Source organism: Chelatococcus albus (genome assembly GCF_030067675.1).
GTDB lineage: Bacteria > Pseudomonadota > Alphaproteobacteria > Rhizobiales > Beijerinckiaceae > Chelatococcus_A > Chelatococcus_A albus.
Window position 1 is genome coordinate 245675 of sequence record NZ_JASJEV010000007.1, and the last position, 24713, is coordinate 270387.

At 71.2% G+C, this 24713-nt stretch carries 21 protein-coding genes; 3 read left to right on the plus strand and 18 right to left on the minus strand.

The annotated features are described in order from the left end of the window. The first annotated feature begins 137 nt into the window (after positions 1–137). Complete coding sequence (gene xylB / locus QNA08_RS13040) at positions 138–1601, plus strand: xylulokinase (RefSeq protein WP_283741146.1); 1464 nt, start codon at positions 138–140, stop codon at positions 1599–1601. Between the two features lie 242 nt (positions 1602–1843). Here xylB and QNA08_RS13045 read toward each other — a convergent pair whose 3' ends face one another. The 7 genes from QNA08_RS13045 to QNA08_RS13075 all read right to left on the minus strand — a co-directional run bounded on the left by QNA08_RS13045 (position 1844) and on the right by QNA08_RS13075 (position 8428). Then, positions 1844–2482, minus strand: coding sequence for a 2-dehydro-3-deoxy-6-phosphogalactonate aldolase (locus QNA08_RS13045; protein WP_283741147.1), 639 nt, complete (start codon positions 2480–2482; stop codon positions 1844–1846). Between the two features lie 5 nt (positions 2483–2487). After that, positions 2488–3423, minus strand: coding sequence for a 2-dehydro-3-deoxygalactonokinase (locus QNA08_RS13050; RefSeq protein WP_283741148.1), 936 nt, complete (start codon positions 3421–3423; stop codon positions 2488–2490). 42 nt (positions 3424–3465) lie between these two features. After that, positions 3466–4671 carry a mandelate racemase/muconate lactonizing enzyme family protein gene (locus QNA08_RS13055; protein WP_283741149.1) on the minus strand — a complete coding sequence of 402 codons (1206 nt, stop codon included), beginning with the start codon at positions 4669–4671 and terminating at the stop codon, positions 3466–3468. Positions 4672–4773: 102 nt separating this feature from the next. Then, positions 4774–5790 carry a TRAP transporter substrate-binding protein gene (locus tag QNA08_RS13060; RefSeq protein WP_283741150.1) on the minus strand — a complete coding sequence of 339 codons (1017 nt, stop codon included), beginning with the start codon at positions 5788–5790 and terminating at the stop codon, positions 4774–4776. 65 nt (positions 5791–5855) lie between these two features. Continuing rightward, positions 5856–7139, minus strand: coding sequence for a TRAP transporter large permease subunit (locus tag QNA08_RS13065; protein ID WP_283741151.1), 1284 nt, complete (start codon positions 7137–7139; stop codon positions 5856–5858). Beyond that, positions 7136–7678 (minus strand): TRAP transporter small permease, encoded by a 543-nt coding sequence (locus tag QNA08_RS13070; protein WP_283741152.1) that lies wholly within the window; start codon positions 7676–7678, stop codon positions 7136–7138. The genes QNA08_RS13065 and QNA08_RS13070 overlap by 4 nt, the downstream gene beginning before the upstream one ends. Before the next feature lie 48 nt (positions 7679–7726). After that, the gene (locus QNA08_RS13075) at positions 7727–8428 is read right to left on the minus strand and encodes a FadR/GntR family transcriptional regulator (protein ID WP_283741153.1); all 702 of its coding nucleotides are present in this window, start codon (positions 8426–8428) and stop codon (positions 7727–7729) included. 253 nt (positions 8429–8681) lie between these two features. On the opposite strand from QNA08_RS13075, the gene QNA08_RS13080 reads away from it, so the two are divergent. Further along, the gene (locus QNA08_RS13080; RefSeq protein WP_283741154.1) at positions 8682–9584 is read left to right on the plus strand and encodes a DMT family transporter; all 903 of its coding nucleotides are present in this window, start codon (positions 8682–8684) and stop codon (positions 9582–9584) included. Positions 9585–9603: 19 nt separating this feature from the next. On the opposite strand, the gene QNA08_RS13085 is transcribed toward QNA08_RS13080, so the two are convergent. The 9 genes from QNA08_RS13085 to QNA08_RS13125 form a co-directional block, all read right to left on the minus strand. Then, entirely contained in the window at positions 9604–10767 is a 1164-nt protein-coding gene (locus QNA08_RS13085) for a M20 aminoacylase family protein (protein ID WP_283741155.1), read from the minus strand. 48 nt (positions 10768–10815) lie between these two features. Next, positions 10816–12318 (minus strand): M81 family metallopeptidase, encoded by a 1503-nt coding sequence (locus tag QNA08_RS13090; protein WP_340322117.1) that lies wholly within the window; start codon positions 12316–12318, stop codon positions 10816–10818. Continuing rightward, positions 12318–13832: a M81 family metallopeptidase gene (locus QNA08_RS13095; RefSeq protein ID WP_283741157.1), complete on the minus strand. Its 1515-nt coding sequence runs from the start codon at positions 13830–13832 to the stop codon at positions 12318–12320. The genes QNA08_RS13090 and QNA08_RS13095 overlap by 1 nt, the downstream gene beginning before the upstream one ends. Positions 13833–13851: 19 nt before the next feature. Next, on the minus strand, positions 13852–15498 hold the full coding sequence (locus QNA08_RS13100; protein WP_283741216.1) for an ABC transporter ATP-binding protein: 1647 nt from the start codon (positions 15496–15498) through the stop codon (positions 13852–13854). 14 nt (positions 15499–15512) lie between these two features. Beyond that, a complete protein-coding gene (locus QNA08_RS13105; protein ID WP_283741217.1) occupies positions 15513–16340 on the minus strand; it encodes an ABC transporter permease in 828 nt (275 codons plus the stop codon). A 62-nt stretch (positions 16341–16402) separates the two neighbouring features. Next, complete coding sequence (locus tag QNA08_RS13110) at positions 16403–17344, minus strand: ABC transporter permease (protein ID WP_283741158.1); 942 nt, start codon at positions 17342–17344, stop codon at positions 16403–16405. Between the two features lie 147 nt (positions 17345–17491). After that, positions 17492–19018 carry an ABC transporter substrate-binding protein gene (locus QNA08_RS13115; RefSeq protein WP_422679918.1) on the minus strand — a complete coding sequence of 509 codons (1527 nt, stop codon included), beginning with the start codon at positions 19016–19018 and terminating at the stop codon, positions 17492–17494. A 317-nt stretch (positions 19019–19335) separates the two neighbouring features. Next, complete coding sequence (locus QNA08_RS13120) at positions 19336–19659, minus strand: cupin domain-containing protein (protein WP_283741160.1); 324 nt, start codon at positions 19657–19659, stop codon at positions 19336–19338. A 41-nt stretch (positions 19660–19700) separates the two neighbouring features. Beyond that, on the minus strand, positions 19701–20501 hold the full coding sequence (locus QNA08_RS13125; RefSeq protein WP_283741161.1) for an IclR family transcriptional regulator: 801 nt from the start codon (positions 20499–20501) through the stop codon (positions 19701–19703). Between the two features lie 211 nt (positions 20502–20712). Here QNA08_RS13125 and QNA08_RS13130 point away from each other — a divergent pair, with 211 nt between their 5' ends. Further along, positions 20713–21996, plus strand: a complete 1284-nt coding sequence (locus tag QNA08_RS13130) for an ArgE/DapE family deacylase (protein ID WP_283741162.1) — start codon at positions 20713–20715, stop codon at positions 21994–21996. Positions 21997–22026: 30 nt separating this feature from the next. On the opposite strand, the gene QNA08_RS13135 is transcribed toward QNA08_RS13130, so the two are convergent. Both QNA08_RS13135 and QNA08_RS13140 read right to left on the minus strand, forming a co-directional pair. Next, the gene (locus tag QNA08_RS13135) at positions 22027–23352 is read right to left on the minus strand and encodes an aspartate aminotransferase family protein (RefSeq protein WP_283741163.1); all 1326 of its coding nucleotides are present in this window, start codon (positions 23350–23352) and stop codon (positions 22027–22029) included. Next, on the minus strand, positions 23343–24416 hold the full coding sequence (locus tag QNA08_RS13140; protein WP_283741164.1) for a phosphotransferase: 1074 nt from the start codon (positions 24414–24416) through the stop codon (positions 23343–23345). Before QNA08_RS13140 ends, QNA08_RS13135 begins: the two co-directional genes overlap by 10 nt. Positions 24417–24713: the final 297 nt, after the last annotated feature.

Sequence of the window (24713 nt, forward strand, 5' to 3'; positions counted from 1 at the left end):
GGAGCGGACGCCGCTTCCCTCATTCTTAATTCATAGTGAATTAATTTATCGAACGGCAAAAGCCTGTCAATGTGCCGGCGGCACCCTTTCGCCTATAGTCGCCGGCCGACCCCTTTGGCGCATCGGCGAGCGGCGGCGTGGCACGGTTCATCGGACTGGACATCGGCACCTCGGCGGTGAAGGCGGTGCTCGTCGACGAGGCGCAGGCCGTGCTTGCCGAGGCAGCCGAGCCGCTCGCGACCGAGCGCCCGCGGCCCTTGTGGTCCGAGCAGCATCCCGACGCCTGGTGGCGCGCAGTCGCCACCGTGCTCGACCGGCTCGCGGCCCTGGCGCCGCTCGCGGAGGTTGCGGCCATCGGCCTGTCCGGGCAGATGCACGGCGCCGTCCTCCTCGGCGCGGACCTGAAGCCGCTGCGCCCGGCGATCCTGTGGAACGACGGGCGCGCCTTCGCCGAGGCGGCCGCCCTCAACGCCGACCATCCCGGCCTTGCCGCGATCGTCGGCGTGCCGGCGATGGCGGGCTTCACCGCCCCGAAGCTTGCCTGGCTCGCCCGGCACGAGCCGCCGGTGCGGGCAGGGCTGAAAGTGGCGCTGTCGCCCAAGGACTACCTGCGCCTCGTCCTCACCGGCGAGCTCGCCACCGACCTGTCGGACGCGGCCGGCACCTGGTGGCTCGACGAGGCGCGGCGCGACTGGTGCGACGCGGCGCTTGCCGCCTGCGGCCTCGACCGGTCGTTCATGCCCCGCCTCGTCGAGGGCACCGTCGCCACGGGCAGCGTGCGGGCGGAGCTCGGCCGGCGCTGGGGCCTGCCGCCGGGCGTGATCGTCGCCGCCGGCGCCGGCGACACGGCGGCGGGCGCGATCGGCGTCGGCGTCGTGGCGGAGGGCACGGCGGTCGCCTCCCTCGGCACCTCGGCCAATCTCCTCGCGGCGACGGCGTGCTACCGCCCCGATCCGGGGCGGCTCGTGCACGCCTTCTGCCACGCCCTGCCCGGCCGCTGGTTCCAGATGGCGGCGATGCTCAACGGCGCGAGCTGCCTTTCCTGGGCGGCAAGCCTCGTCGGCGCCGATGTCGCGACGCTCGTCGCCGAGGCCGAGGCGGCCTACGCCGGCCCCGGGGACCTCGTCTTCCTGCCCTATCTCGCCGGCGAGCGCACGCCGCATGACGATCCCCACGCCAGGGGCGCCTTCTTCGGCCTCACCGCGGCGAGCGACCGGCGGGCGCTCGTCCAGGCGGTGCTCGAGGGCGTCGCCTTCACCTTCGCCGACGCGGTCGACTGCATCGCGGCGACCGGCACGCCCCTCGGCGAGATCGCGGCGGTGGGCGGCGGGGCGCGCAGCGATCTGTGGATGCGCATCCTGGCGAGTGTCGTCGACCGGCCCATCCTGCGCCATCGCGGCGGCGACAAGGGCCCGGCCTTCGGCGCCGCCCGCCTCGCCCGCCTGGCGCTGACCGGAGAGGCGCCGGAGGCGGTCTGCGCGGCGCCGCCGATCCTCGACCGCATGGAGCCGGAGCCGGGGCTGGCCGCGGCCTACCGGCCGCGGCTCGCGCGCTTTCGCCGCCTCTACGCGGCCGTGCGCGAGGAGTTCCGCCCCCTCTGACGGCACGAAGCAGCGCTCCTGGAGCACGGCCCGCTTCACCTGAACCGGGAAGCGCATCCATCCTTTCGAGAACAGAGCATTTTCGCCGGCGCGGACCTTCGGCGCTTCGCCATGCCGGCATCCCCTTCGGCGGAAGATGCCTAGAGCACTACCCGATTCAATTGAATCGGGTAGTGCGTCTATCTTTTTGAAAATAGAGCATTTTCTTCGTCGAACCGGCGACCACCTCGGCGGAAAATGCTCTAGCGCACCGCCCTCAGCTCGCGCCAGGCGGAGACGAAGCGCGCGGCCTTGTCCGCCACCTCCGCCGTGCTCATGGCCGGCGTGAACAGGGCGGAACCGAGGCCGAAGCCGTCGGCGCCCGCCCTCATCCAGGGCCCCATGGTCTCGGGCGTGATGCCGCCGACGGGCAGGAAGCGCGTGCCCCCGGGGAACACCGCCCGCCACGCCTTCAGCGCCGCCGGCCCGAGGGTTTCGGCCGGAAACAGCTTCAGCGCGTCGGCCCCGGCCTTGAGCGCGGCGAAGCCCTCCGTCGGGGGGGCGACGCCGGGGGCGCAGGCGAGGCCGAGCGCCTTCGCCCGGCGGATCACCTCCCCGTCCGCGTGCGGCATGACGACGAGCCGGCCGCCGGCCGCCGCCAGCCGGTCGACGTCGGCAGGGTCGAGCACGGTGCCCGCGCCGACCATCACGTCCGCCGGCAGAGCCTCGACGAGGCGGGCGATGCTGGCGAAGGGGTCTGGTGAGTTGAGCGGCACCTCGACGAGGCGGAAGCCCGCGGCGGCGAGCGCCTCGCCGATCTCCACCGCCCGCTCCGGCCCGAGGCCGCGCAGGATGGCGACGAGCGGCAGGGCGGCAAGACAGTCGCTGAGGCAGAAGGCCATGGTCCTTACCCGATGAGCTTGCCGGCGCGCGCCACGCGCAGGAGGCCGGCGGCGACGATGTCGGCCGGCGCCACGCGGCTCTCGAGCGAGAAGCGCGCGAGCGCCGCGGCATAGTGGCCGGCGAGCGCCTCGCCGGCGACGACGGTCAGCGGCCGGGCCTCCGGCTCCAGCCCCATGGCGCGGCACCAGGCGAGCGCCCCGACGATCTCGGCGCCGATGAGGAGGCCGCTGAGATAGCTCGGCGTCGCCGTCTGCGGAAACTCGCCGAAGAGCGGCAGGGTGCGGGCGCTGAACAGGCGGTGCAGGAGGCCGCCCTGCCCGTCCATGTCCTCGGCCATGGCAAGGCCGCGGGCGAAGGCCTCGGCGTCGTCCACCCCGCCCTCGGCGAGCCGGCCGAGGATGGAATGGTCGCGCAGCACGGCGAAGAGCTCGCCGGTCATGAAGGTGCGGAAGGCCGTGACGCGCCCGTTCGCCACGCGCACCCACTTGCTGTGCGTGCCGGGCAGGACGACGAGGCGCTCGCCCTCCGCCTCCCCCAGGGCGCCGAAGATCTGCACCTCCTCGCCGCGCATCACGTCCGGCACGCCGGCCGCGTCGCGCCAGTCGAGCCCCGGCAGGATGCGCAGGCTCCCGTGGTCCGGCACGGCGACGTCGACGCCCGCGGCCGCGACGTCGGCAAGGCCCGCCGGACAGGGGCAGTAGGGCGCCTCGCGCCAGCCCTGGCGGCTGCCGATCATGCCCGAGGCGAGGACGGGCAGGCGCGGATGGGCCTTCACCCAGTCCCCCACCGTCTCGGCGAAGACGGCCGGGAAGGCGCGCCCCTCCACCGCGAGGATGCCGCGCGCAGAGGCGCGCCGGTCGAGCACCGCCCCGTCCGTCCCGATCAGATAGGCGCGCAGCGAGGTCGTTCCCCAGTCCAGGCCGATGAGCGCAGCGGTCACTCCCCTCTCCTCTCGTTCACCCGGGCCCGGCCTGCCCGCGCCTCACAGGTCCCCGGCCCGCGTCACGCGCACGACGGCGTCGGGCCGCCCGGTGAGGCCGGGCAGGAGCTCGAGGCCGAGGCCCGGCTTCATGTTCACCGTCACCTCGCCCCGTGTCACCGCGGGCAGCTCGGTGACGAGCTCGGTATACCAGCCCGTGTAGAAGGCGCGCACGCTCTCCTGGATGAGGGCGTTGCGGGCGTGCAGCGAGAAGTGGCAGGAGGCGGCATAGACCACCGGGCCGGTGCAGTCGTGTGGGGCCACCGGCACGTGCCAGGCCTCGGCGAGCGCCGCGATCTTGCGCGCCTCCGACAGGCCGCCGCACCAGGAGAGATCGAGCATGGCGACGCCGGCCGCCCCCGTCTCCAGATATTCGCGGAAGGCGTGGGTGTAGGACAGGGTCTCCGAGGCGCAGACCCAAGCCTTGCAGTGCTCGGCGTAGTCCCTGAGGTCGCCGACGTTGTCGAGGCGGAAGGGGTCCTCGTGCCAGTAGGTGTCGTAATCGGCGAGCACGCGGGCGAGCTTCTTGGCCATGGGCAGGCTCCACAGCGAGTGGAACTCGACCATGATGTCCATCCTGTCGCCGACCGCCTTGCGGATCCTGGCGAAGGGCTCGAGCGCCCGCCGCAGCTCCTCGGGCGAGATGTCGTAGCCGTTGCTGCGCTCGGCGGCGACATCGAAGGGCCAGATCTTCATGGCGCGGATGCCCTGCTCCAGCAGGGAATGGGCCAGTTCGTCGGCGCGGTGGAGGAAGCCCTCGAGATCCTCGTAGGGCCCCTCGGAGGCGCCGACACCCCAGTTCGCCACCTTCTGGGCGCGCGCGTCGCGAATGTATTTGTAGCCGGCGCAGGTGTTATAGACGCGGATCCTGTCGCGCGAGCGCCCGCCCAGCATGTCGCAGACGGGCTTGCCGTGCGCCTTGCCGAAGATGTCCCAGAGCGCGATGTCGATCGCCGAATTGCCGCGCGTCTCAACCCCGGCGGAGCGCCAGCCGAGATAGTTGGCGAGGTCGCGGTTGACGCCCTCGATCTGCAGCGGATCGCGGCCGATGAGCTTCGCCGCCGCCGTCTCGTGCACATAGGCCTCGACCGCGGCCGCCCCCATGAAGGTCTCGCCGAGGCCGGCGAGCCCCTCGTCGGTGTGGAGACGAACCCAGCAGATATTGGCGAATTCGCCCAGGCGGACGGTTTCGACGGCGGTGATCTTCATGGCAGATGCGTTCTCGCCCGAGGCGGGCGAGGCCCTTCGGAAAGCAGGGAGCGGGGGAGGCGTGCGGAGGGCCTGGCCCTCCGCACGCGCGGACGCGTGCCGTCAGTTCGCCTTGCGCAGGGCGGCGAGCTCGTCGAGCATCCTCTTCAGGGTCTCGGCGCCGACGTTCGGCGCGTGCTTGTCGTAGACCGCCTTGGCCTGCTCGCGGATGCGCTCCTGCTCCTGCTTCTCGAGTTCGTTGACGAGCATGCCCTTGTCCTTGAGCGAGGCGAGGGCCTTGGCGCCCTGGTCGCGCGAGGCCTTGCGCTGCTCGTCGCGGCCGGCGACGGCGCAGTCCTGCAGGGCCTTCTGCTCGTCCGCCGACAGGCCGTCCCACAGCTTCTTGGAATAAAGCACCAGGAAGGGCGTGTAGGCGTGGCGCGTCACCGACAGATATTTCTGCACCTCGTAAAACTTGGAGGTGTCGATGGTGACGAAGGGATTCTCCTGGCCGTCGATCGCCTTGGTCTCGAGCGCCGTGAACACCTCGCCGAAGGCCATGGGCACGGCGTTCGCGCCCATGTTCTTGAAGGTGTCGAGGAAGACGTTGTTCTGCATGACGCGCACCTTCATGCCCTTGAAGTCCTCCCACTTCGTGATGGGCCGGCGCGAGTTCGTCATGTTGCGGAAGCCGTTCTCCCAATAGGCGAGATTGACGAGCCCGACCGTCGTCAGCTTGTCGGAGACATACTTGCCGAAGGCGCCGTCGAGGATGGCGTCGGCTTCCCTTTCGCTGGCGAAGAGGAAGGGCAGGTCGAAGACGCCGAGGTCGGGCAGGATGCCGATGAGCGGCGAGCTCGAGGTGACGACCATCTCCTGCGTGCCGGAGCGAAGCGCCTGCGTCGCCTGCAGGTCGCCGCCGAGCGCCCCGCCCCAGAAGCCCTGCACCTTCATCTTGCCGCCGGACTTCTCGGCGAGGCAGGCCTTGAACCTGGCGACGCCGAGGCCGTTGGGATGGTCCTCGTTGACGCCGTTCGAGAGGCGGATGGTGCGGTCGGCGAACTGCGCCGAGGCGGGCATGGCCGCCGCGAGCGTCATCGCGGCCGCGGCCGCAGCGAGCGTGAGCTTGAGAGCTTTCATCCTTCGTTTCCTCACCTTGATGGTTCTGCGGTTCATTCGATCAGCGATGTCCGCCGCCCCATGCCTCAGCGCCCGCGCAGCCATGCGAGCGGCCCCGTGACGAACTCGGGGAAGAGGATGAGCAGGAAGAGCACGATCGTCTGGGCGATCAGGAAGGGATTGACGCCGCGGATCACGGCGCCCATGGGCACCCGCGCCACGCCGCTGACGACGTTGAGCACGATGCCGACCGGCGGCGTGATGAGGCCGATGGCGTTGTTCATGATGAACAGCACGCCGAAATAGACGGGGTCGATCCCCGCCTGCTTGACGATGGGCATGAGCACCGGCGTCAGGATGAGCACCGTCGGCGAGAAGTCGAGCGCCGTGCCCACCACGAGGACGAGCAGCATGAGCGCGGCCATGAGCAGCGTCTTGTGGCCCATGAGCGGCTCCAGGATGCCGCCGATCTCGGCCGGGATGTTCGCCTGGGTGATGAGCCAGGAGGAGACGAGCGCCGCCGCGACGAGGAACATGACGACGGCCGTCGTCTTTGCCGCGGTGAGGAAGACGCCGTAGAGCATCGACGGCTTCAGCTCGCGATAGACGAACATGCCGATGACGAGGGCATAGACGGCGGCGAGCACGGCCGCCTCCGTCGGCGTGACGATGCCCCACTTGATGCCGCCGAGGATCATCGCCGGCATCAGCAGGGCGAAGAAGCCGTCGACGAAGGCCCTGCCGCGCTCGCGCATGGACGTGCGCGGCGTCGTCTCGAGCGCGTCGCGCCGCGACACGAAGGCCCAGGCGGCGACGAGCGACAGCCCCATCATCAGGCCGGGCACGACGCCGGCGAGGAAGAGCTGCGAGATCGAGACGTTGGCGGCGACACCGAAGATGATGAAGCCGATCGAGGGCGGAATGACCGGCGCGATGATGCCGCCGGCGGCGATGAGGCCGGCCGAGCGCGACACGTCGTAGCCGGCGTTGCGCATCATCGGGATGAGGATCGCCGCGAGCGCCGCCGTGTCGGCCGCAGCCGAGCCCGACAGGGCGGCGAGAATGATCGCCGCCACGATGGCCACATAGCCGAGGCCGCCGTGGATATGGCCGAGGCAGGCCACCGCGAAGTTGACGATGCGCTTCGACAGGCCGCCGACATTCATCAGCTCGCCCGCGAGCAGGAAGAACGGCACGGCGAGCAGCTGGAAGTTGTCGGCGCCGATGATCATGTTCTGCGCCACGATCTGGCTGTCGAAATTGCCGAGCCAGACCATAAGCGCGAGTGCGCAGACGATGAGCGCGAAGGCGATCGGCATGCCGAGCGCCATGGCCCCAAGGAGCGAGGAGAGGAAGACGGCGATGGTCATTCGAGGCGCTCCTTCAGGGCGTGCGCCTCGTCGTCGCCATACTCGCCGGCGAAGGCCTTCAGCTCGTGCTCGTCGATGCGACCGGTGACGACGCGCAGGATGCGCGCGAGCGCCATAAGGCCCATGCCGATGCTCGTGAAGAAGCCGACGCCGTAGATCCACAGCATCGAGATCTCGGTGATCGGCGCGTAGTTCGTGGCGTTGATGCCGGCCTGCTGCCAGGTGCCCCAGAAGAAGACGGCGCAGCAGGCGATGATGACGACGTCGGACAGGACCATGCAGAGCTTGCGCCCGCCCGCGCCGAGGCGCGTCACCAGCGTCTCGACGCCGAGATGCGCGTTCTCGCGCGCGACGACGACTGCACCGATGAAGGTCAGCCACACGAACAGGAAGCGCGACAGCTCCTCCGACACGTCGATGCCCGTGTCGAAGAGATAGCGCAGCACCACGTTGCCGAAGACCATGACGACCATGGCGGCGAGGAGGAGCACGAGAAGCCCCTCCAGGCCCTTGAATCCTAAATCGATTAGACCGCGCATCGACCCTCCCCGCTGCGGTGACCGTCTTCTTGTCTCACGTTCGTCGTTTCATGGCCGGAAGCCGGGCCTGCCCTCGATGTCGCCGCGCGCCCGCACGATGAGGATGCGCGTGGCGTCGCGGGCCGCATCGGGCGTGCCGGCCGCGATCGCGTCGAGCACCGCCTCGTGCAGCGTGAGCGAGGCGATGGCCGCCTCACGCGAGACTACGGACAGCTCGAAGGACAGGCGCAGCATGCCCGTGACGATGGGCACGAGCTGCGACAGGAACTGGTTGCGCGCGGCGTGCAGCAGCGCGCGGTGGAAGGCGAGGTCTGCCTCCACGTAGCTGCCCTTGCGGTACGCCGCCTCGGTCATGGCGGAGAAGGCCCCGCGCAGCGCGGCGATGTCCGCCTCGCCCGCACGCTCGGCGGCGAGCGCCGCCGCCTCCGGCTCGATGATGAGGCGCATGTCGACGATGTCACGCACGAGCGTCCCGTCCACGCCGCTCGCCAGGCGCCAGTCGACCACTTCCGGGTCGAGCAGGCTCCAGCGCTCGTGCGGGCGCACGCGCGTGCCGGTCTTCGGGCGGACGGAAACGATGCCCTTGGCGGTGAGCGTCTTGAGCGCCTCGCGCACCGTGGTGCGGCTCACGGCATAGGCGGCACAGAGCTCGGGCTCGGTCGGCAGCGTGTCGCCCGGCCGATAGCGGCCCGTGACAATGTCGCGGGCGATCGCATCGACGACGGCCTGATGGGCGGTGCGCGGCTCCATGTAATCATCGTATGATATGATGATTGGAGCACAATGGCCTTGTCGTGCACCGCACCAATCCGCGGTGCGACGCACAATGACCCCACCGGCGCCCCCGTCCGAAGCCGTGGCCGCGGCCCCGGTGCCATGAGCCTGGCGCAGGGGCAGGCGGCGCCCGAGGCATGCTCACAAGACAGGCAGGCCGGGATAGGCTCCCGGCCACGCGGGGGCGAGGCGACGCCACCCCCTCCCGACAGCCCACCACGGTTTCCCGATGACCTTCACCCAGATCCGCCGCGCGGTCCTCGAGCCGCGCCACGCCACCCTCGCCGGCATCGGCATGATGGTGACGGGCATCTTCCTCTTCTCCGTCAACGACGTGATGGGAAAGTGGCTGGTCGCGACCTATCCGGTGGCGCAGGTGCTGCTCGTCAGGAGCCTTGCCGCCCTCATCATGCTGGCGCCCTTCATCCGCCGCGAGGGCGTCGCCGCCTTCAGGGGCGCCCCGCGCCCGGGACTGCAGATCCTGCGCGTCGTGTTCTCTACGCTGGAAGTGGCCTGTTTCTACTGGGCGGTGACCTCCCTGCCGCTCGCCGACGTCATGACCTACTATCTCGCCGGCCCGATCTACGTGACGGCGCTCTCGGCCCTCTTCCTCGGCGAGAAGGTGGGCTGGCGGCGCTGGGCGGCGGTGACGGCGGGCTTCGCGGGCGTGCTCGTCGCCCTTCAGCCCTCGCCGGCCACGCTGACGCTGCCGGCGCTCGTGTCCCTCGCGGGCAGCCTGTTCTTCGCCCTGCTGATGATCACGACGCGCAAGCTCAGCGGCACGAGCGACACGGTGCTCGTCACCGGCCAGACGGTTGCCGCGCTCCTCCTCGGCCTCGTGATGGCGCCGTTCGCCTGGGTGGCGCCGGGCGGGCGCGACCTCGCCCTCCTCTCGCTCCTCGGCATCGTCGCCATGGTGGCACACGTGTGCGTCAACCGGGCCCTGAAGCTCGCGCCCGCCTCCGTCGTCGTGCCCTACCAGTACATGCTGATCGTGTGGGCCGTCGTGTTCGGCTACCTCGTCTTCGGCGACGTGCCGCAGGCCTCCACGCTCGTCGGCGCCGCGATCATCGTCGGCGCCGGCCTGTTCATCTTCCTGCGCGAGCAGAGCCTCGCGCGCCCGCAGGGCTGATCGGGCAGGCCCCGATGCCTCACGCCGCCGGCAGGCGCGTCTCGATCAGGCGGGCGAAGAGGCTCGCGCCCGTGGGCAGGATCGCGTCGTCGAGGACGAAGCCCGGATTGTGCACGGGCACGTTGCCGGAGTGGCCGAGCCAGAAGTAGCAGCCCGGCACGGCGCGCAGCATGTCGGCGAAATCCTCGCTGCCCATGAGCGGCTTCGGCGCCGTCAGCACGTTGCCGGCGCCGACGATCTCCTGCGCCACCTCGGCAACCGCCGCGGCCGGCACCTCGTGGTTCTCGAGCACGGTGAAGATGTCGCGGATGTCGACCGCGATCCCGACGTCGAAGGCGGCAGCGATGCCGCCGGCGATGGCGCGCATGCGCTCGCGCACGAGCGTCCGCACGTCGTCGGCGAAGGCGCGGACGGTGCCGGCAAGCCTGACCTCGTCGGGAATGACGTTGTAGGCGGAGCCCGCGTGCACCTGCGTGATGGACAGCACCGCCGCCTGGAGCGGATCGGCGTTGCGGCTCACCACCGTCTGCAGCGCCTGGCCGAGCGCCATGGCGGCGACCACCGGATCGCGCGACTGGTGCGGCATGGCGCCGTGGCTGCCGCGGCCCTTGACCGTGATGTCGAAGAAGTCGGCCCCCGCCATGCCCGGCCCGGGAAAGACCGACACCTGCCCCGGCTCGAGATCGGGCGAGTTGTGCAGGGCATAGACCTCGTCGCAGGGGAAGCGCTCGAACAGGCCCTCGGCGAGCATGGCGCGGGCGCCGCCGAGCCCCTCCTCCGCCGGCTGGAAGATGAAGACGGCCGTGCCGTCGAAGTTGCGCGTCTCGGCGAGGTAGCGTGCCGCGCCGAGGAGGATCGTCGTGTGCCCGTCGTGCCCGCAGCCGTGGAAGCGGTTGGGGATGGTGGAGCGGTAGGGCAGATTGGTCTTCTCCTCCATGGGCAGGGCGTCCATGTCGGCGCGCAGGCCGATGCGGCGCCCGCCGTCGCCCCGGCCCTGGAGCAGGCCGACGACGCCCGTGCCGCCGATGCCGCGATGCACCTCGATGCCCCAGCTCGCGAGCTTCTCCGCCACGATGGAGGAGGTGCGCAGCTCCTCGAAGCCGATTTCCGGATGGGCGTGCAGGTCGCGGCGGATGGCCGTCAGTTCGTCGGCGTAGCCGTCGATGCGGGCGATGTTGGGCATGGCGTTCGTCCGGTGTGCGTGTGGGGGTCGAAGGTCGTCGCGGCGGCGTCAGGGAGCGAAGGCGGGTCCGTTCGGCTTCAGGCGCAGGCCGCGGCGCAGGCGCGTCCAGGGCAGCGCCGCGGGATCGGCCGGCATGGGACCGGGCGCGGCGCAGACGAGGATCGCCTCGGCGATGGGCTCGAAGTCGGCGCGGAAATGCACCGAGCTCTTGTTGACGAGGATCGCCTGCTCCGTGGGCTCGATGCCGACATGGCGGAACATCGCCTGGTCGGCGAGCTGCGCCTTGCGCGAGCCGACGACGACGCGCACGTCGCCGATGCGCAGGCAGGCGGAGGGGCCGAGGTTCATGCGGCTGCCGCCGTAGTAGGGCCCCGGGGCGGTGAAGATGCCGTCCGACAGGGCCTCCACCGCGAATGTCGCCTCGAAGGGGGCATCGCCCGCAACGCCGGACCTGCCGCCGAGGGCGAGCGTCACGGTGGCGCCCTCCCCTGCCGCATGGGCGGCAGCCGCCGCCGCGGGATCGACGATGACGCCGAGGGCCGCCCGCGGCGCCCGGTGCGCCACGAGCGCCCGCAGCATGCCCGTCGTGTCGGAATCGCCGCCGGCGCCGGGGTTGTCCTGCGTGTCGGCGATGACGACGGGCTTCCTCGCCCCCGCCGCGATGGCCATCGCCCGCCGCACGCCCTCGTCCGGCGACAGGATCTCGCCGTCGAAGGCCGCCTCGCTCGCCATGACGAGGCGGGCGATCGCGTCGGCCGCGGCCTCCGCCTCGGCCCGGCTGCGGCCGTAGGCCACCACCGAGGGGCCGCAGTCGGGAATGTCGGCGGCCGGAAAGCCCGGCGCGAAGGAGAGCGTCGGCACCGCCTCGCCCTCCAGCGCGGCGAGGCGGGCATAGATGCCGCGGCAGGGCTCCATGCCCGTGTATTGCCAGCTGATCGGGATGAGGAAGGGCAGCTGCCGGAAGGCCTTGGCGAAGCGCCCGCCGGCGAGGAGGCGCGCGAGGTGGCGCGCGGCGCGGCGCCCGGTCTCGGCCATGTCGACATGCGGGTAGGTGCGGAAGGCGACGAGGGCATCCGCCCCCTCCACCATGGCCGGCGTGACGTTGGCGTGCAGGTCGAGGCTGACGACGAGCGGCACGGCGGGGCCGATGACGCGGCGCACGCGGGCGATGAGCTCGCCCTCGCCGTCGTCGAGATGCTCGGCCACCATGGCCCCGTGCAGGTCGAGATAGACGCCGTCGAGCGGCCCTGCGGCGGCGATGCCCCCGACGATCGTCCCGGCGATGCGCTCGTAGGTCTCCTCGCGCACGTGGGCGGAGGGGCTCGCCGCGCACCAGAGCGTCGGCACGAGCTCCCAGCCGCGCGCCTCCGCCTCCGCGATGAAGCCGCAGATGCCGATATTGACGTCGCGCGTCGCCTCGACGACCGCCCGCCCCACGGACAGCGGCGGCCAGCCGCCGCCCTCCTCGAAATCGCCGTAGCCGGCCTTCGACGGGGCGAAGGTGTTCGTCTCGTGCAGGAAGCCGCCGACGGCGATCCGGACGGCCGACATCATCCCGCCTCCGCGGCGGGCATCGGCCGCGCGGCATCCGCGTCGAGCGGATAGATCGGCCGGCGGACGTTGCGGAAGGTGATCTCGCCGTAGTCGGACGTGCACACGCCCACCCCGGCGCAGGGGATGATCTCGCGCGCCACGTGCCCGAGCCCGGCGCGCCAGTGCACCCGGCTCTTCAGCATGACGAAGCGCTTGCGGCGCGGGTCGATGCCGACCGAGAGGAAGGCGGCCTCGTCGTTCGGCTCCTGATGCTCGGAGATGACGACGATCTCGGCCCTGCCGGTGTCGAGCACGATCGTCGGCCCCATGCGCATCTCGACGCCCTTCGACATCGGGCCGAGGTTGCGGAAATGGCCGTCGGTGATCGTCTTGACGACGCCCGTCACGTCAAGCGGCGGACTGGCCCGGCGGATCGCGGGCATCGCCATCTTGCCGCCGAGCGAGAGCGTGACAGTGGCGCCATGGCCGGCGGCGATCGCCTGCGCCACGGCCGCCGGATCGCAGATCGCGAAGATCGCCACGTCCTCGAGGCCCTGGCGCAGGATCTCGGCAAGGACGGGGGTGGTGTCCATCGTGCCGCCCGAGGCGGCATTGTCGTAGTGGTCGAGGAGGACGATCGGCCCCTCGCCCGGCGGCAGGGCCTTGGCCCGCGCCACGGCCTCGCGCAGGGGCTCGATGGCGAAGACGAAGTCCTTCCGCGCGCGCCAGGCGTCGTCGAGCAGCTCGTCGCGCATCGCCGCGGCGCGGGGCGCGTCGCCGTCCGTCACCACGACGGCCGAGAGGCCTGCCTCGCGGATGTCGGCATGGGGAAAGCCGACGAAGAGGCTCGCGGCGAGCGCCCCCTGCCGCTCGAAGGCGACGCATTTCGCCTGCAGCTCGCGGTTCGGGAACTCGTGCGTGCCCTGCTTCATCACGTGCGGCAGCATGGGGTTGTTGCCCCAGGCCATCACCGGCCGGATCTCGCCGCGGATGGCCCGCACGAGGATGTCGCCGGCGCGCTGCCCGGTCTCGAACTGGTCGAGATGCGGATAGGTCTGGTAGCCGCAGACGACCGTCGCCTTCGCGATGACCGCCGGATAGACATTGGCGTGCATGTCGAGCGCCACTGCGATCGGCGTCGCCGGATCGATGGCGCGGATGCGCTCGATGAGCGTGCCCTCCCCGTCCTCGTGGCTCTCGGTGACCATGGCGCCGTGCAGGTCGAGCATGATGCCGTCGAGGCCGCCGGCGCGCACGGCGTCGAGGATCATGCCGCACATCGTGTCGTAGGCTGCGTCCTCGACGAGGCCGGAGGGCCAGGCCTCGGCGGCGAGCGGGCAGACGATCTCCGCCCCCTCGCGGTCGGCGACGGCGATGAAGCCGCCGATGCCCGAGCCCGTGCCGCGATAGGCCTTCAGCGCCTCCTCGCCGGACAGCGGCACCCCGCGGCCGCGGGCGAAGCGCTCGATCGGCGTCGGCACCGGACTGAAGGTGTTGGTCTCGTGCTTCATCATCGCGATGAGAAAGCGCATTCCCGTCTCCATCCCCTGATCACGAAGCCACCGCGGCCGAGACCGGGCGGAAATGGGCGAAGTCCCAGTCGCGGCCGGGCGCCGCCTCGAAGAGCTGGCGGGTGTAGGCCTGCCGCGGCCGCGTCAGCACCTCCTGCGCCGGCCCCTGCTCGACGATGCGCCCGTGCTGCATGACGACGACGTCGTCGCAGATCTGCGCCGCGACCCTGAGGTCGTGGGTGATGAAGAGGAGCGCGATGCCGAGCCGCTGCTGGATCTCGTCGAGGAGCGCGAGCACCTGCGCCTGCACCGAGACGTCGAGGGCGGAGACGGCCTCGTCGGCGACGAGCACGTCGGGCTCCATGGCGAGCGCGCGGGCGATGGCGATGCGCTGGCGCTGGCCGCCCGAGAACTGGTGCGGATAGCGCGTCACCGCGTCGGGCGGCAGGTCGACGAGCTTCAGGAGCTCGCGCGCCCGCGCCAGGGCATCCTCGCGCGCCACGCCGAAGTTGACCGGCCCCTCGGCGATCGTCTCCCCCACCGTCAGGCGCGGGTTGAGCGAGCGGTAGGGGTCCTGGAAGATCATCTGGATGCGCTTGCGGTGCGGCCGCAGCGCCCCGCGCGAGAGGCCGGAGATGTCGTCGCCGGCGACGCGGATGGCGCCCGAGGAGGGATCGACGAGGCGCACGATGCAGCGCGCCACGGTGGACTTGCCCGAGCCGCTCTCGCCCACGATGCCGAGCGTGCGGCCCTTGCGCAGCGTCAGCGTCACGTCCTTCGCCGCCGCGACCTCGCGTGCCCGGCCGAAGGCGGAGCGCTCGCGGTAGACCTTGCCGAGCCCCGTCGTCTCGAGCACCACGGGCGCCCCCGCATCCGGCCGCGGCGGGCGCGGCACGAGGCTCGGCACCGCCGAGAGGAGATGGCGCGTATAGTCCTGCGCGGGCTCGCGCAGGATCGCGTCAAGGGGGCCGCTCTCGACGAGGCGGCCGTGGCGCATCACCGCCACGCGGTCGGCGATCTCGGCGACGACGCCCATGTCGTGCGTGATGAAGAGCACGGCCGTGCCCTGATTCTCCTGCAGTTCGCGGATGAGCGTCAGGATCTGCTTCTGGGTCGTGACGTCGAGCGCCGTCGTCGGCTCGTCGGCGATGAGGAGCTTCGGCTCCAGGATCAGCGCCATGGCGATCATGATGCGCTGGCGCTGGCCGCCGGAGAGCCTGTGCGGGTAGGAGGCGAAGATGCGCTCCACGTCCGGCAGGTGCACCTGTTCCATCATGGCGAGGATGCGCCGGCGCCGCTCGCGCGCGTCGAGCTTCGTGTGCGCCCTCAGGACCTCGTCGATCTGCCGGCCGACGGGCACCACCGGGTTGAGGGCGGTCATCGGCTCCTGGAAGATCATGGCCATGGTCGTGGCGCGCAGCTGCCGCAGGCGCCGGTCGCTCGCCTGAAGCACCTCCTCACCCACGAGCCGCACCCGGCCGCCGCCCGGCACGAGCGCGCGCTTCGGCAGCAGGCCCATGACGGTGAGCGAGGTGACCGACTTGCCCGAGCCGGACTCGCCGACGAGGCACAGCGTCTCGGCCTCGCGCAGCCTGAGCGAGATGCCGTCGATCACCCGCGGGCCGCCGGGCTTCGGCCCGAGGCCGACGACGAGGTCCTCGATGTCGAGGACGATCGGATGCGTCATGGCGGTCGTCCCGGTCATCGCGTGCCCTCCCGCCGCTTCATGCGCGGATCGAGCGCGTCGCGCGCCGCGTCGCCCAGGAGGTTGATGGAGAGGATGGCGGCCGAGAGCAGGAGGCCCGGCCAGAAGATGAGCGAGGGCTTCAGCTGGAAGTAGGTGCGGCCCTCGGCCATGATGTTGCCCCAGGTCGGCGTCTCCGGGCTGATGCCGGCGCCGAGGAAGGACAGGATCGCCTCGGTGAGGATCGCCGAGGCGCAGACATAGGTGCCCTGCACGATGAGGGGCGCGATGGTGTTCGGCATCAGGTGGCGCCACAGGATCCTCGGCAGGCTGGTGCCGACGGAGATGGCCGCCTCCACGTAGGGCTCCTCGCGCGCCGACAGGACCACCGAGCGCACGAGGCGCACGACACGCGGGATCTCGGGGATGGTGATGGCCACGAGGACTGTGGCGAGGCTCGCCCCGGAGAGCGACACGACGGCGATGGCGAGCAGGATGGCGGGGATCGCCATCAGCCCGTCCATGATGCGCATGACGACGGCATCGACCGGCCGGAAGAAGCCCGAGACGAGGCCGATGGCGAGGCCGATCGTGATGCTGACCAGCGCGGCGCCGAGGCCGACGAGGAGCGAGACGCGCCCGCCATAGACGACGCGCGACAGGAGATCGCGCCCGTAGGCGTCGGTGCCGAGGGGGAATTCCGCGCCCGGCGGCTTCAGGCGCTGGGCCGGGGCGAGCTGCAGCGGGTCGTGCGGCGCGATCCAGGGGGCGAAGACGGCGGAGGCGACGACGACGGCGAGGCAGAGCGCCGCGATCAGCGTGAGCGGGCTCGACGCCGCGAGCATCAGGCTCGCCGACAGGCGCGAGCGCGGGCCCTCGCCGGCCTCGGAAAGGGTCTCGACGCTCATCAGTAGCGGATCCTCGGATCGAGAAGGGTGTAGGCGACGTCGATGAGGAGGTTGATCAGCACGTAGAGCCCGCTGGTCAGAAGGATCATGCCCTGGATGACGGGATAGTCGCGCGCGAGCACGGCATCGACGGTGAGGCGGCCGATGCCCGGCAGGTTGAACACGCTCTCCGTCACCACGACGCCCGAGATGAGGAGGGCGAAGCCCGTGCCGATGACGGTGATGACGGGCACGGCCGCGTTGCGCAGGGCATGGCGCAGGAGCACCGCATGTTCGGCGATGCCCTTGGCGCGCGCCGTGCGCACATAGTCCTCGCCGAGCACGTCGAGCACGGCCGCGCGCGTCATGCGGGCGATGAGCGCGATGTAGATGAAGGACAGCGTGAGCGTGGGCAGGAGCGCCCGCTCGAAGAAGGGCCAGAGGCCGCGCGACAGGCTGCGGAAGCCCTGCACCGGCAGCCATTTCAGCTCGATGGCGAAGATCTGGATCAGGATGTAGCCGATGACGAAGACGGGGATCGAGAAGCCGAGCACCGAGAGCGACATGACGCCCTTGTCGACCAGGCTGCCGTGCTTCCACGCAGCGATGACGCCAAGCGGCACGGCCACGACGATGGAGAGGATGATGGTCGAGAGGGCGAGGCTCACCGTCGGCTCGATGCGCTGGCCGATCATCTGCACGACCGGCACCTGCGAGATGAGCGACACGCCGAGATCGCCGCGCAGGACCTTGCCGATCCAGGTGAAGAACTGCGTGTAGATCGGCTCGTTGAGGCCGAGCGAGATGCGGATGCGCTCGAGCTGCTCGGGGCTCGCCTGGTCGCCGGCGATGATGGCGGCCGGATCGCCTGGGGTGAGCCGCAGGAGCAGGAAGACGAAGACCGCGACGACCCCCATGACGGGAATGGCGGCGAGAACGCGGCGCACGAGATAACCGAACATGTCTGTGCTTCGTTCCGGTCAGGATGTCGGTGCGGGGCGGAACCGCCCCGGCGAGGCGGCGGGCGGCGGCCGCCGACGGCGCGGGCCGCCGCCTCGCCGATCGGGGGCCGGTCCCCGGCGGGCGCGGCGCCCGCCGGGGAGCGCCCGTCAGTCGGCCTTGTCGATGTTCCAGAAATACGGCGCCGGGCCGTCGAGCACGCCGGTCAGCTCCGTGCGCCAGGCGCTCGGCACGATGTACTGGCCGAGGGGGATGTAGATCGCCTGCTCGTAGGCATAGGCCTGCAGGTCCCTGGCGATCGTCTTCTGCTCGTCGAGCGAGCCCGCGCGGCTGTAGGCGTCGCGGAAGGCTTCGAGCTTGGGGTCATCCGGCCAGCCGAACCAGGCGCCCCTGCCGCGGCCGTTGAGGCTGACGTTGACGAGGGGGTTGAAGACGTCGGCGCCGACCCAGTTCGTGAAGAACATGTTCCAGCCGCCTTCCTTCGGCGGCTTCTGGCTGGCGCGGCGGGTGACGAGCGTCTGCCAGTCCATGGCCTGCATGTCGACCTTGAAGCCGGCGGCGCGCAGGAGCTGGCTCGCGACGATGGGCTGCGCCTTCAGGGTGCCGACGTCGGTCGGCTGCATGAGCACGATGGGCGTGCCGTCGTAGCCGGCCTCGGCGAGGAGCTTCTTCGCCTCCTCCATGCCCGTCTTCCTGACGAGCGTCTCGGCGCCGACCTCGGTTTCGAGCGGCGTGCCGCAGACGAACATGGCGCCGCAGATCCTGTAGTACTGCGGGTTGCCGATGAGGGCGTCGAGCACGTCCTTCTGGTTGAGGGCGAGAAGCGCGGCGCGGCGGATCTTCGGATTGTCGAAGGGCGGGTGCAGGAAGTTCATGCGCCCCATGGTCTGGTAGCCGAGCGCATTGGTGTTGTGGACCTTGACCTCCTTGCTGGCGGCAAGGATCGGCAACAGGTCGATCGGCGGCTGCTCGATGAAGTCGATCTCGCCCGACATCAGCGCGTTCACCGCCGTCTGGGCGTCGGGCATGGTGATCCACTCGACGCGGTCGACCTTGACGACCTTGCCGCCGGCGGCCCAGCTCGCCTTCTCGGCGCGCGGCACGTAGTCCTTGTTCTTCTCGTAGACAGCCTTCACGCCCGGCTGGAACTCGGCCTGCACGAACCTGAAGGGGCCGGAGCCGATCTGCTCGCCGATCGCCTTGTCCGGCGGCGTCTCGGCGATGCGCCTCGGCATCATGAAGGGGACGATGGAGGAGGGCTTGGCGATCGACTCGAGGACGAGGCCGTAGGGCTCCTTGAGCTTGAGCGTGATGGTGCGCTCGTCGCTCGCCGTGAGGCTCGCGGTCATGTCCATGAGCTTCTGGCCCATGCCGTCGCGCGCCGCCCAGCGCTTCAGGGAGGCGACGCAGTCCTCGGCGGTCACCGGCTTGCCGTCGTGCCACTTCAGGCCGTCGCGCAGCGTGAAGGTGTAGGTGAGCCTGTCGTCCGACACCTTCCAGTCCGCCATCTGCGGACGCACCTTGAACGCCTCATCCAGCGCCAGGAGCGTGTCGAAGATCATGTAGCCGTGGTTGCGCGTGATATAGGCGGTGGTGATGATCGGATCCGTGACGCGCAGGTCCGAATGCATCACCGCCGTCAGCGTCTTGGCCTCCGCTGCGGCAGACAATGTCATCGCCGCGGACACCGCAACGCCGGACAGAAGCGCCGGGCGGCACACCCACCGGCGCAAGACACGCACAACATCCACCATGTGACCTCTCCCGTTACAAAGCATCATGCACAAGTTTATTATTTGCGGCGCCGACATTACATTTGCGGCCGCACATCTGACCAGATGCTTATCCCCTCTTTATTTCAATGCATCATGCCTACATCATGACGTCAACCATCATTCTTCGGCATCGCCTTGCCGTCGCCGCCCCGGCCGTCCCGATGTCACCACGGGCCACTTCCGTTTGTCTACAAACGAATCGACCACCGCCGCGCCCCTCACGCGGCCGGACGGCCGAGGGCCTCGGGCGCCTTGATCTCGATCTCGACGAAGGCGATCGGATGGGCCGAGCCGTTCATGACGTCGTGCTCGATGCCCGCCGGGCGCATGTAGGACTGACCGGCCGAGAGCGGCACGTCGGCGGCCGCGCGGCCGTCGTGAATGCGCAGGATGCCGTCGGTGAGCATGATCACGAAATAGGGCCAGCCGTGGCGGTGCCAGCCGGTCACCGCGCCGGGGGCGAAGTCCCAGCGGGTGATGCGCACGGAGGCGTCGTCCTGCTGGACGGTGGGCACGGCGGGCACGGTGCATTCGAAAGCCATTCTTCCCTCGCGTGTTGCGGCTGGCCGCTCTTCCCCGGCTGCTACCGAAGCTGCTCCCCGATGCGCGTCGCAGCGCCGAGGAGGATGTCGAGGTGGCGCGGGCGCCCGTCCTCCACGATGCCCGCCGTCAGGCCGGTGATGCTGAGCGCGCCGACGAAGGCGCCGCGCCGGTCGAGGATCGGCACGCCGAGCGCGGCGAGGCCGACGAAGAAGTCGTCGACGGCGAGCTCCCAGCCGCGGGCCCGGATGGTGCGCGCCGCCTCGCGCAGCCGCGCCGGGTCCGTCTCGCTCGCGGGCGTGCGCTGCGGCAGCTCCCCGGCGAGCGCGGCCTCGCGCTCCTCCTCCGTGATGTAGGCGAGGAGGACGCGCGGCCCGCCGCCGCAGTTGAGGAAGGCCCGCGCCCCCACGGTGAACCAGGTGGCGTCGATGCGCAGGAGCGGCGCGCGCACGCGCTCGACGCACAGCGCCGTGCCGTCGTGGTGCACCCAGAGGAAGGCCGTGGCGCCCGTCTTCTCCGTCACGTCGGTGAGGACGGGGGCGGCCACCTCGCGCAGGTCCCTGCCCGCCTCCACGGCGGCGGCAATCCCGAGGACGTCGGCGCCGAGCCGGTAGAGCTGCGCACGCTCGTCGAACTCGACGAGGCCCGCCGCGGCGAGGGTGAGCAGGAGGCGGCGCGCCGTGCCCTTGTCGAGCCCGGCGGCCCGGGCGAGCTCCGACAGGCCGAGGCGCGGGCGCTCGGGCGCGAAGGCGCGCAGGAGCGCGACGGCGCGCTCCACCGCCCGCACCGGCGGCACCCCGGGCCTCGCCGTCAGGCGCGGCGGACGGCGCATGTCATCGAGCATGGCGCTCCCCCTGCCGCGGCGGAGCGTCGAGGAGAGGCGGATGCGCGGCCGGGTAGGTCGCCCTTCGCCCCGCCGGAAGCGCGGTCGTGTCATTGTATGACATCATGCATCATATGTTGACACGATCGGAAAGGTCTTTGCAAATACTCCTGCTTCCTCGGCCCGGGGCCGTCCGTCGCTCCCGGCCCTCTCCCGCCCGCGAGGACGTCCCATGGCGCTGGACCCGCACACGCGCGACAAGATCATCGCTTCCGTCAAACAGGGCTTCGCCGACCAGATCGCCATGACACGCGAGATGATCCGCTTCCCGTCCGTGCGGGGCGCGGAGCACGCCGTGCAGGATTTCGTCTTCCGCGCCCTGAAGGGCCGCGGCTACGCCATGGACCGCTTCGCCATGGACCGGGAGGCGATCGCCCAGCATCCGGGCGGCTCGCCCTGGTCGCAGGCCCATTCCGAGGCGCCCATCGTCGTGGGCATCCACCGCCCCAGGGCGGAGACGGGGCGCTCGCTCATCCTGCAGGCGCATGTGGACGTGGTGCCGACGGGCCCGGCGGAGATGTGGACGCATCCGCCCTTCGAGCCGACGATCGAGGGCGACTGGCTCTACGGGCGCGGCGGCGCCGACATGAAGGCCGGGCACGTCGCCAACATCTTCGCGCTCGACGCGCTCAGGCGCCTCGGGCTGCAACCGGCGGCGACCGTCTACGTGCAGTCGGTGGTCGAGGAGGAATCGACCGGCAACGGCGCGCTCATGACGCATCTGCGCGGCTACCGGGCCGACGCCGTCCTCATCCCGGAGCCGGAGGACGAGAAGCTCGTGCGCGCCAATCTCGGCGTGCTGTGGTTCCAGGTGGAGGTGCGCGGCCATCCGGTGCACGTGCGCGAGATGGGCGCCGGCGCCAACGCCATCGACGCGGCCTACCGCGTCATCGGCGAGCTGCGCCGCCTCGAGGCGGAGTGGAATGCGCGCAAGGCCGGCCGCCCGCACTTCGAGGACGAGCCGCATCCGATCAACCTCAACATCGGCAAGATCGAGGGCGGCGACTGGGCCTCCTCGGTGCCCTGCTGGTGCCGCTTCGACTGCCGCATCGCGATCTATCCCGGCACGTCGGCCGAGGAGGCGGCGCGCGAGATCCGCGAGCGGCTCGCCGCCTTCGCCCGCTCCGACGCCTATTTCGCCAACAACCCGCCGCTCGTCGCCTTCAACGGCTTCTTCGCCGAGGGCTATGAGCTGGAACCGGGCTCGGAGGCGGAGGCCGTGCTCGCCCGCGCCCATGAAGAGGCGACCGGCCGGCCGCTCGAGAGCTTCATGACGGCGGGCTATCTCGATACCCGCGTGCATGCGCTCTACGACAGGGTGCCGGCGCTCTGCTACGGCCCGATCTCGCAGAACATCCACGGCTTCGACGAGCGGGTGAGCCTTGCTTCCGTCGAGCGCATCACCACGGCGATGGCGCTGTTCGTCGCCGAGTGGTGCGGCCTGGAGCCCGTGTGAGCCGCCCCGCGCCGGCGGGACGGGGCCCCCTCAGCCCGCGCCGATCTCGGCCAGGGTGTCGTCGACGGCGGTGAGGAAGAGGTCGGCGTCGTCCCGCGAGAAGACGAGCGGCGGGCGGATCTTGAGGATGTTCGCCGCCGGCCCCGTGGCGCTGATGAGGATGCGCCGCTCGCGCAGCCCGTTGACGAGGCGCGCGGTCTCCTCCGTCGCCGGCTCCAGGCTGTCGCGGTCGCGCACCAGCTCCACGCCGACGAAGAGCCCGGCGCCGCGCACGTCGCCGACGAGCGGATGGCGCGTCGCGAGCTCGCGCAGGCCCGCGCGCAGATGCGCGCCGACGGCGCGGGCGTTCGCCATGAGGCCCTCGTCCTCGATGACGTCGAGCACCGCCATGCCGACGGCGCAGGCGACGGGATTGCCGCCGAAGGTGTTGAAGTAGCGCAGGCGTTCGCCGAAGCTTGCGAGGACCTCGGGGCGCGCCACCAGGCCGGCGAGGGGATGGCCGTTGCCCATCGGCTTGCCGAGCGTGACGAGGTCGGGCACGAGGCCGTGGCGGGCGAAGCCCCACATGTGGTCCCCCGTGCGGCCGAAGCCGGGTTGCACCTCGTCGGCGATGAAGAGGCCGCCCGCCTCGCGCACCGCCGCGACGGCGGCGGCGAGGAAGCCCGGCGGTTCGGTGAAGACGCCGTCGCTGGAGAAGACCGTGTCGACGATGAGCGCCGCCGGCCTGATGCCTTCCGCCCGCATGCCGGCGAGGGCGCGGCGCACGCCCGCGGCGAAGTCCGCGCCCACATCCCGTCCGCGGGCGCGATAGCCGTCGGGCGCCGGCACGGTGCGCACATGCGCGCCGAGCACCATCGCCGCCCCGAGCGAGGGCGACATCCCCGCCACCGCATCGGTGACGCCGTGGTAGGCGAGCCGGGTGACGATGAAGCCGGTGCCGCCGGTATGCGCCTTGGCGATGCGCAGGGCGAGATCGTTCGCCTCGCTGCCGGTGCAGGTGAACATCACATGCGCGAGGCCCGGGGGGAAATGGCCGAGCAGCCGCTCGGCATAGTCGAGGATCGTCTCGTGCAGGTAGCGGGTGTGGGTGTTGAGCACCGCGGCCTGCCGCGACAGCGCGGCCACCACATGCGGATGGCAGTGCCCGACCGAGGCGACGTTGTTGTAGACGTCGAGATAGGCCCGTCCGTCGGGGTCGTAGAGCCACACCCCCTCGCCGCGGACGACATGCACCGGATTGGCGTAGAACAGCCGGTAGGCCGGGCCGAGGAGGCGCCGCCGCCGGGCGATCATCTCCCGCTCGCGCTCGGCCACGCCGGCGGGCGCGGCGGGATCGTAGGCGTTGATCATCGGCATCGGGGTTTCTCCGCGCGGCAGGCCGCATGCAGGACGTCCCGCGCCTCGCCGCGCGTGAGCGCGGCGAGGCGCCCGAGGCCGGCCCAGGCCCGGGCGTTGTTGCGCAGGACGTAGTCGCGGTTGTCGGGGTGGCGCGCCGCGCGCCACCCGCTGATCGCCACCGTCAGCACCATGCGGGTGGCGACGAGGTCGAAGAGGAGGTCGATCTCGTCCGGCTCGAGCGGCAGCACCGCGTGATAGCCGGCGACGACCTCGCCGATCGCCGCGAGCGGATGGCCGCCCTCGCCGAGCTGGTAGGCGCAGGCGATGGCGAGGTCGTTGACGAGCGGCGCATGCACCATGTCGCCGAAATCGATGATGCCGGCGATCTCGTCCGGCGCGTCGGGCCGCACGAGCACGTTGTGCGGGTTCATGTCGTTGTGGATGACCTGCGCCCGCAGGGCCGGCAGCAGCGGCAGCGCGTGACGCTCGAAGGCGTCGAGGAAGCGCGCCGCCAGCGCCCGGCGGCCGGCATCGGGGATGTGCACGAAGAACGCGCGCACGCGGCTCGCGTGCTTGAGGTCCCACATCAGCTCGTGCCCCGCCGCCAGGTGGAAGAAGCCGCGCAGCGCGCGGTCGAGCCGCGCCAGGCAGGCGCCGAGATTGCGCCGCTGCGCGCTGCCGCGGGCCGCCCGGTGCAGCGGCTCGCCCGGCAGGTAGGACAGGATGCGCACGGTCCAAACCTCCCCGTCCGCCCGCGCGAGCGCGAGTTCCGCCTCGCCGTGCCGGGTCACGCTCACGCGCGGCACGGGCAGGGCGGGGTCGACGGCGGCGATGTGCCGGAGCGCCTGCGTCTGCAGCGCGGTCACCTGCCGGTCCTCGGCGGGGTTGCCCACCTTCAGCACGTAGTGGCGGCCGTCGGCGGCCGCGAGATGGAAGTTGCGGTCGCGCTCGCCGGCGAGATCGCCGGCGACGGCCTCGATCCCGAAGTAGCGGCGCGCGAGGTCCTCCGCCTCCCGCGCCGTGATCGCCGGCACGGCGCTCGCGAGGAGCGAGCCGATGTCGTTACGTCCCCTGTTCGCCATCAACCCTCGTCCTCGCGGGGGCGGCCGGCGGCACCGCGATGGCGGCAGACCGCCGCGCCCCCACCCCGGGGCGCGGGGCGCCCGCCATGCGCCCGGCAATCGGAGCGCGCGCCGCCGGGCACCCGCCCCGCCTCGCCCTCGTTCGGATGTATGATGCATCATACGTCATCAAGTTCAAGCCTGAACCTTGTCAGGCCCGGGCGCGTGGCCGGGGTGTCCCCCGGCCGCGCCGCATCGCAGCCCGCGGCCGCCGGGAGGCGGCTGGCCGGCCCGGAGCGGGCGCGATGGCGGCGCGTG

Coding starts and splice junctions, on each gene's coding strand:
- QNA08_RS13100 (WP_283741216.1), bottom strand. CDS start 15,498: ATGACGCATCCGATCGTCCTCGACATCGAGGACCTCGTCGTCGGCCTC.
- QNA08_RS13045 (WP_283741147.1), bottom strand. CDS start 2,482: ATGGCCTTCTGCCTCAGCGACTGTCTTGCCGCCCTGCCGCTCGTCGCC.
- QNA08_RS13095 (WP_283741157.1), bottom strand. CDS start 13,832: ATGCGCTTTCTCATCGCGATGATGAAGCACGAGACCAACACCTTCAGT.
- QNA08_RS13070 (WP_283741152.1), bottom strand. CDS start 7,678: ATGCGCGGTCTAATCGATTTAGGATTCAAGGGCCTGGAGGGGCTTCTC.
- QNA08_RS13060 (WP_283741150.1), bottom strand. CDS start 5,790: ATGAAAGCTCTCAAGCTCACGCTCGCTGCGGCCGCGGCCGCGATGACG.
- QNA08_RS13120 (WP_283741160.1), bottom strand. CDS start 19,659: ATGGCTTTCGAATGCACCGTGCCCGCCGTGCCCACCGTCCAGCAGGAC.
- QNA08_RS13135 (WP_283741163.1), bottom strand. CDS start 23,352: ATGCCGATGATCAACGCCTACGATCCCGCCGCGCCCGCCGGCGTGGCC.
- QNA08_RS13080 (WP_283741154.1), top strand. CDS start 8,682: ATGACCTTCACCCAGATCCGCCGCGCGGTCCTCGAGCCGCGCCACGCC.
- QNA08_RS13110 (WP_283741158.1), bottom strand. CDS start 17,344: ATGTTCGGTTATCTCGTGCGCCGCGTTCTCGCCGCCATTCCCGTCATG.
- QNA08_RS13085 (WP_283741155.1), bottom strand. CDS start 10,767: ATGCCCAACATCGCCCGCATCGACGGCTACGCCGACGAACTGACGGCC.
- QNA08_RS13105 (WP_283741217.1), bottom strand. CDS start 16,340: ATGCTCGCGGCGTCGAGCCCGCTCACGCTGATCGCGGCGCTCTGCCTC.
- QNA08_RS13065 (WP_283741151.1), bottom strand. CDS start 7,139: ATGACCATCGCCGTCTTCCTCTCCTCGCTCCTTGGGGCCATGGCGCTC.
- QNA08_RS13090 (WP_340322117.1), bottom strand. CDS start 12,318: ATGTCGGCCGTCCGGATCGCCGTCGGCGGCTTCCTGCACGAGACGAAC.
- QNA08_RS13055 (WP_283741149.1), bottom strand. CDS start 4,671: ATGAAGATCACCGCCGTCGAAACCGTCCGCCTGGGCGAATTCGCCAAT.
- QNA08_RS13130 (WP_283741162.1), top strand. CDS start 20,713: ATGGCGCTGGACCCGCACACGCGCGACAAGATCATCGCTTCCGTCAAA.
- QNA08_RS13115 (WP_422679918.1), bottom strand. CDS start 19,018: ATGACATTGTCTGCCGCAGCGGAGGCCAAGACGCTGACGGCGGTGATG.
- QNA08_RS13075 (WP_283741153.1), bottom strand. CDS start 8,428: ATGGAGCCGCGCACCGCCCATCAGGCCGTCGTCGATGCGATCGCCCGC.
- QNA08_RS13125 (WP_283741161.1), bottom strand. CDS start 20,501: ATGCTCGATGACATGCGCCGTCCGCCGCGCCTGACGGCGAGGCCCGGG.
- QNA08_RS13140 (WP_283741164.1), bottom strand. CDS start 24,416: ATGGCGAACAGGGGACGTAACGACATCGGCTCGCTCCTCGCGAGCGCC.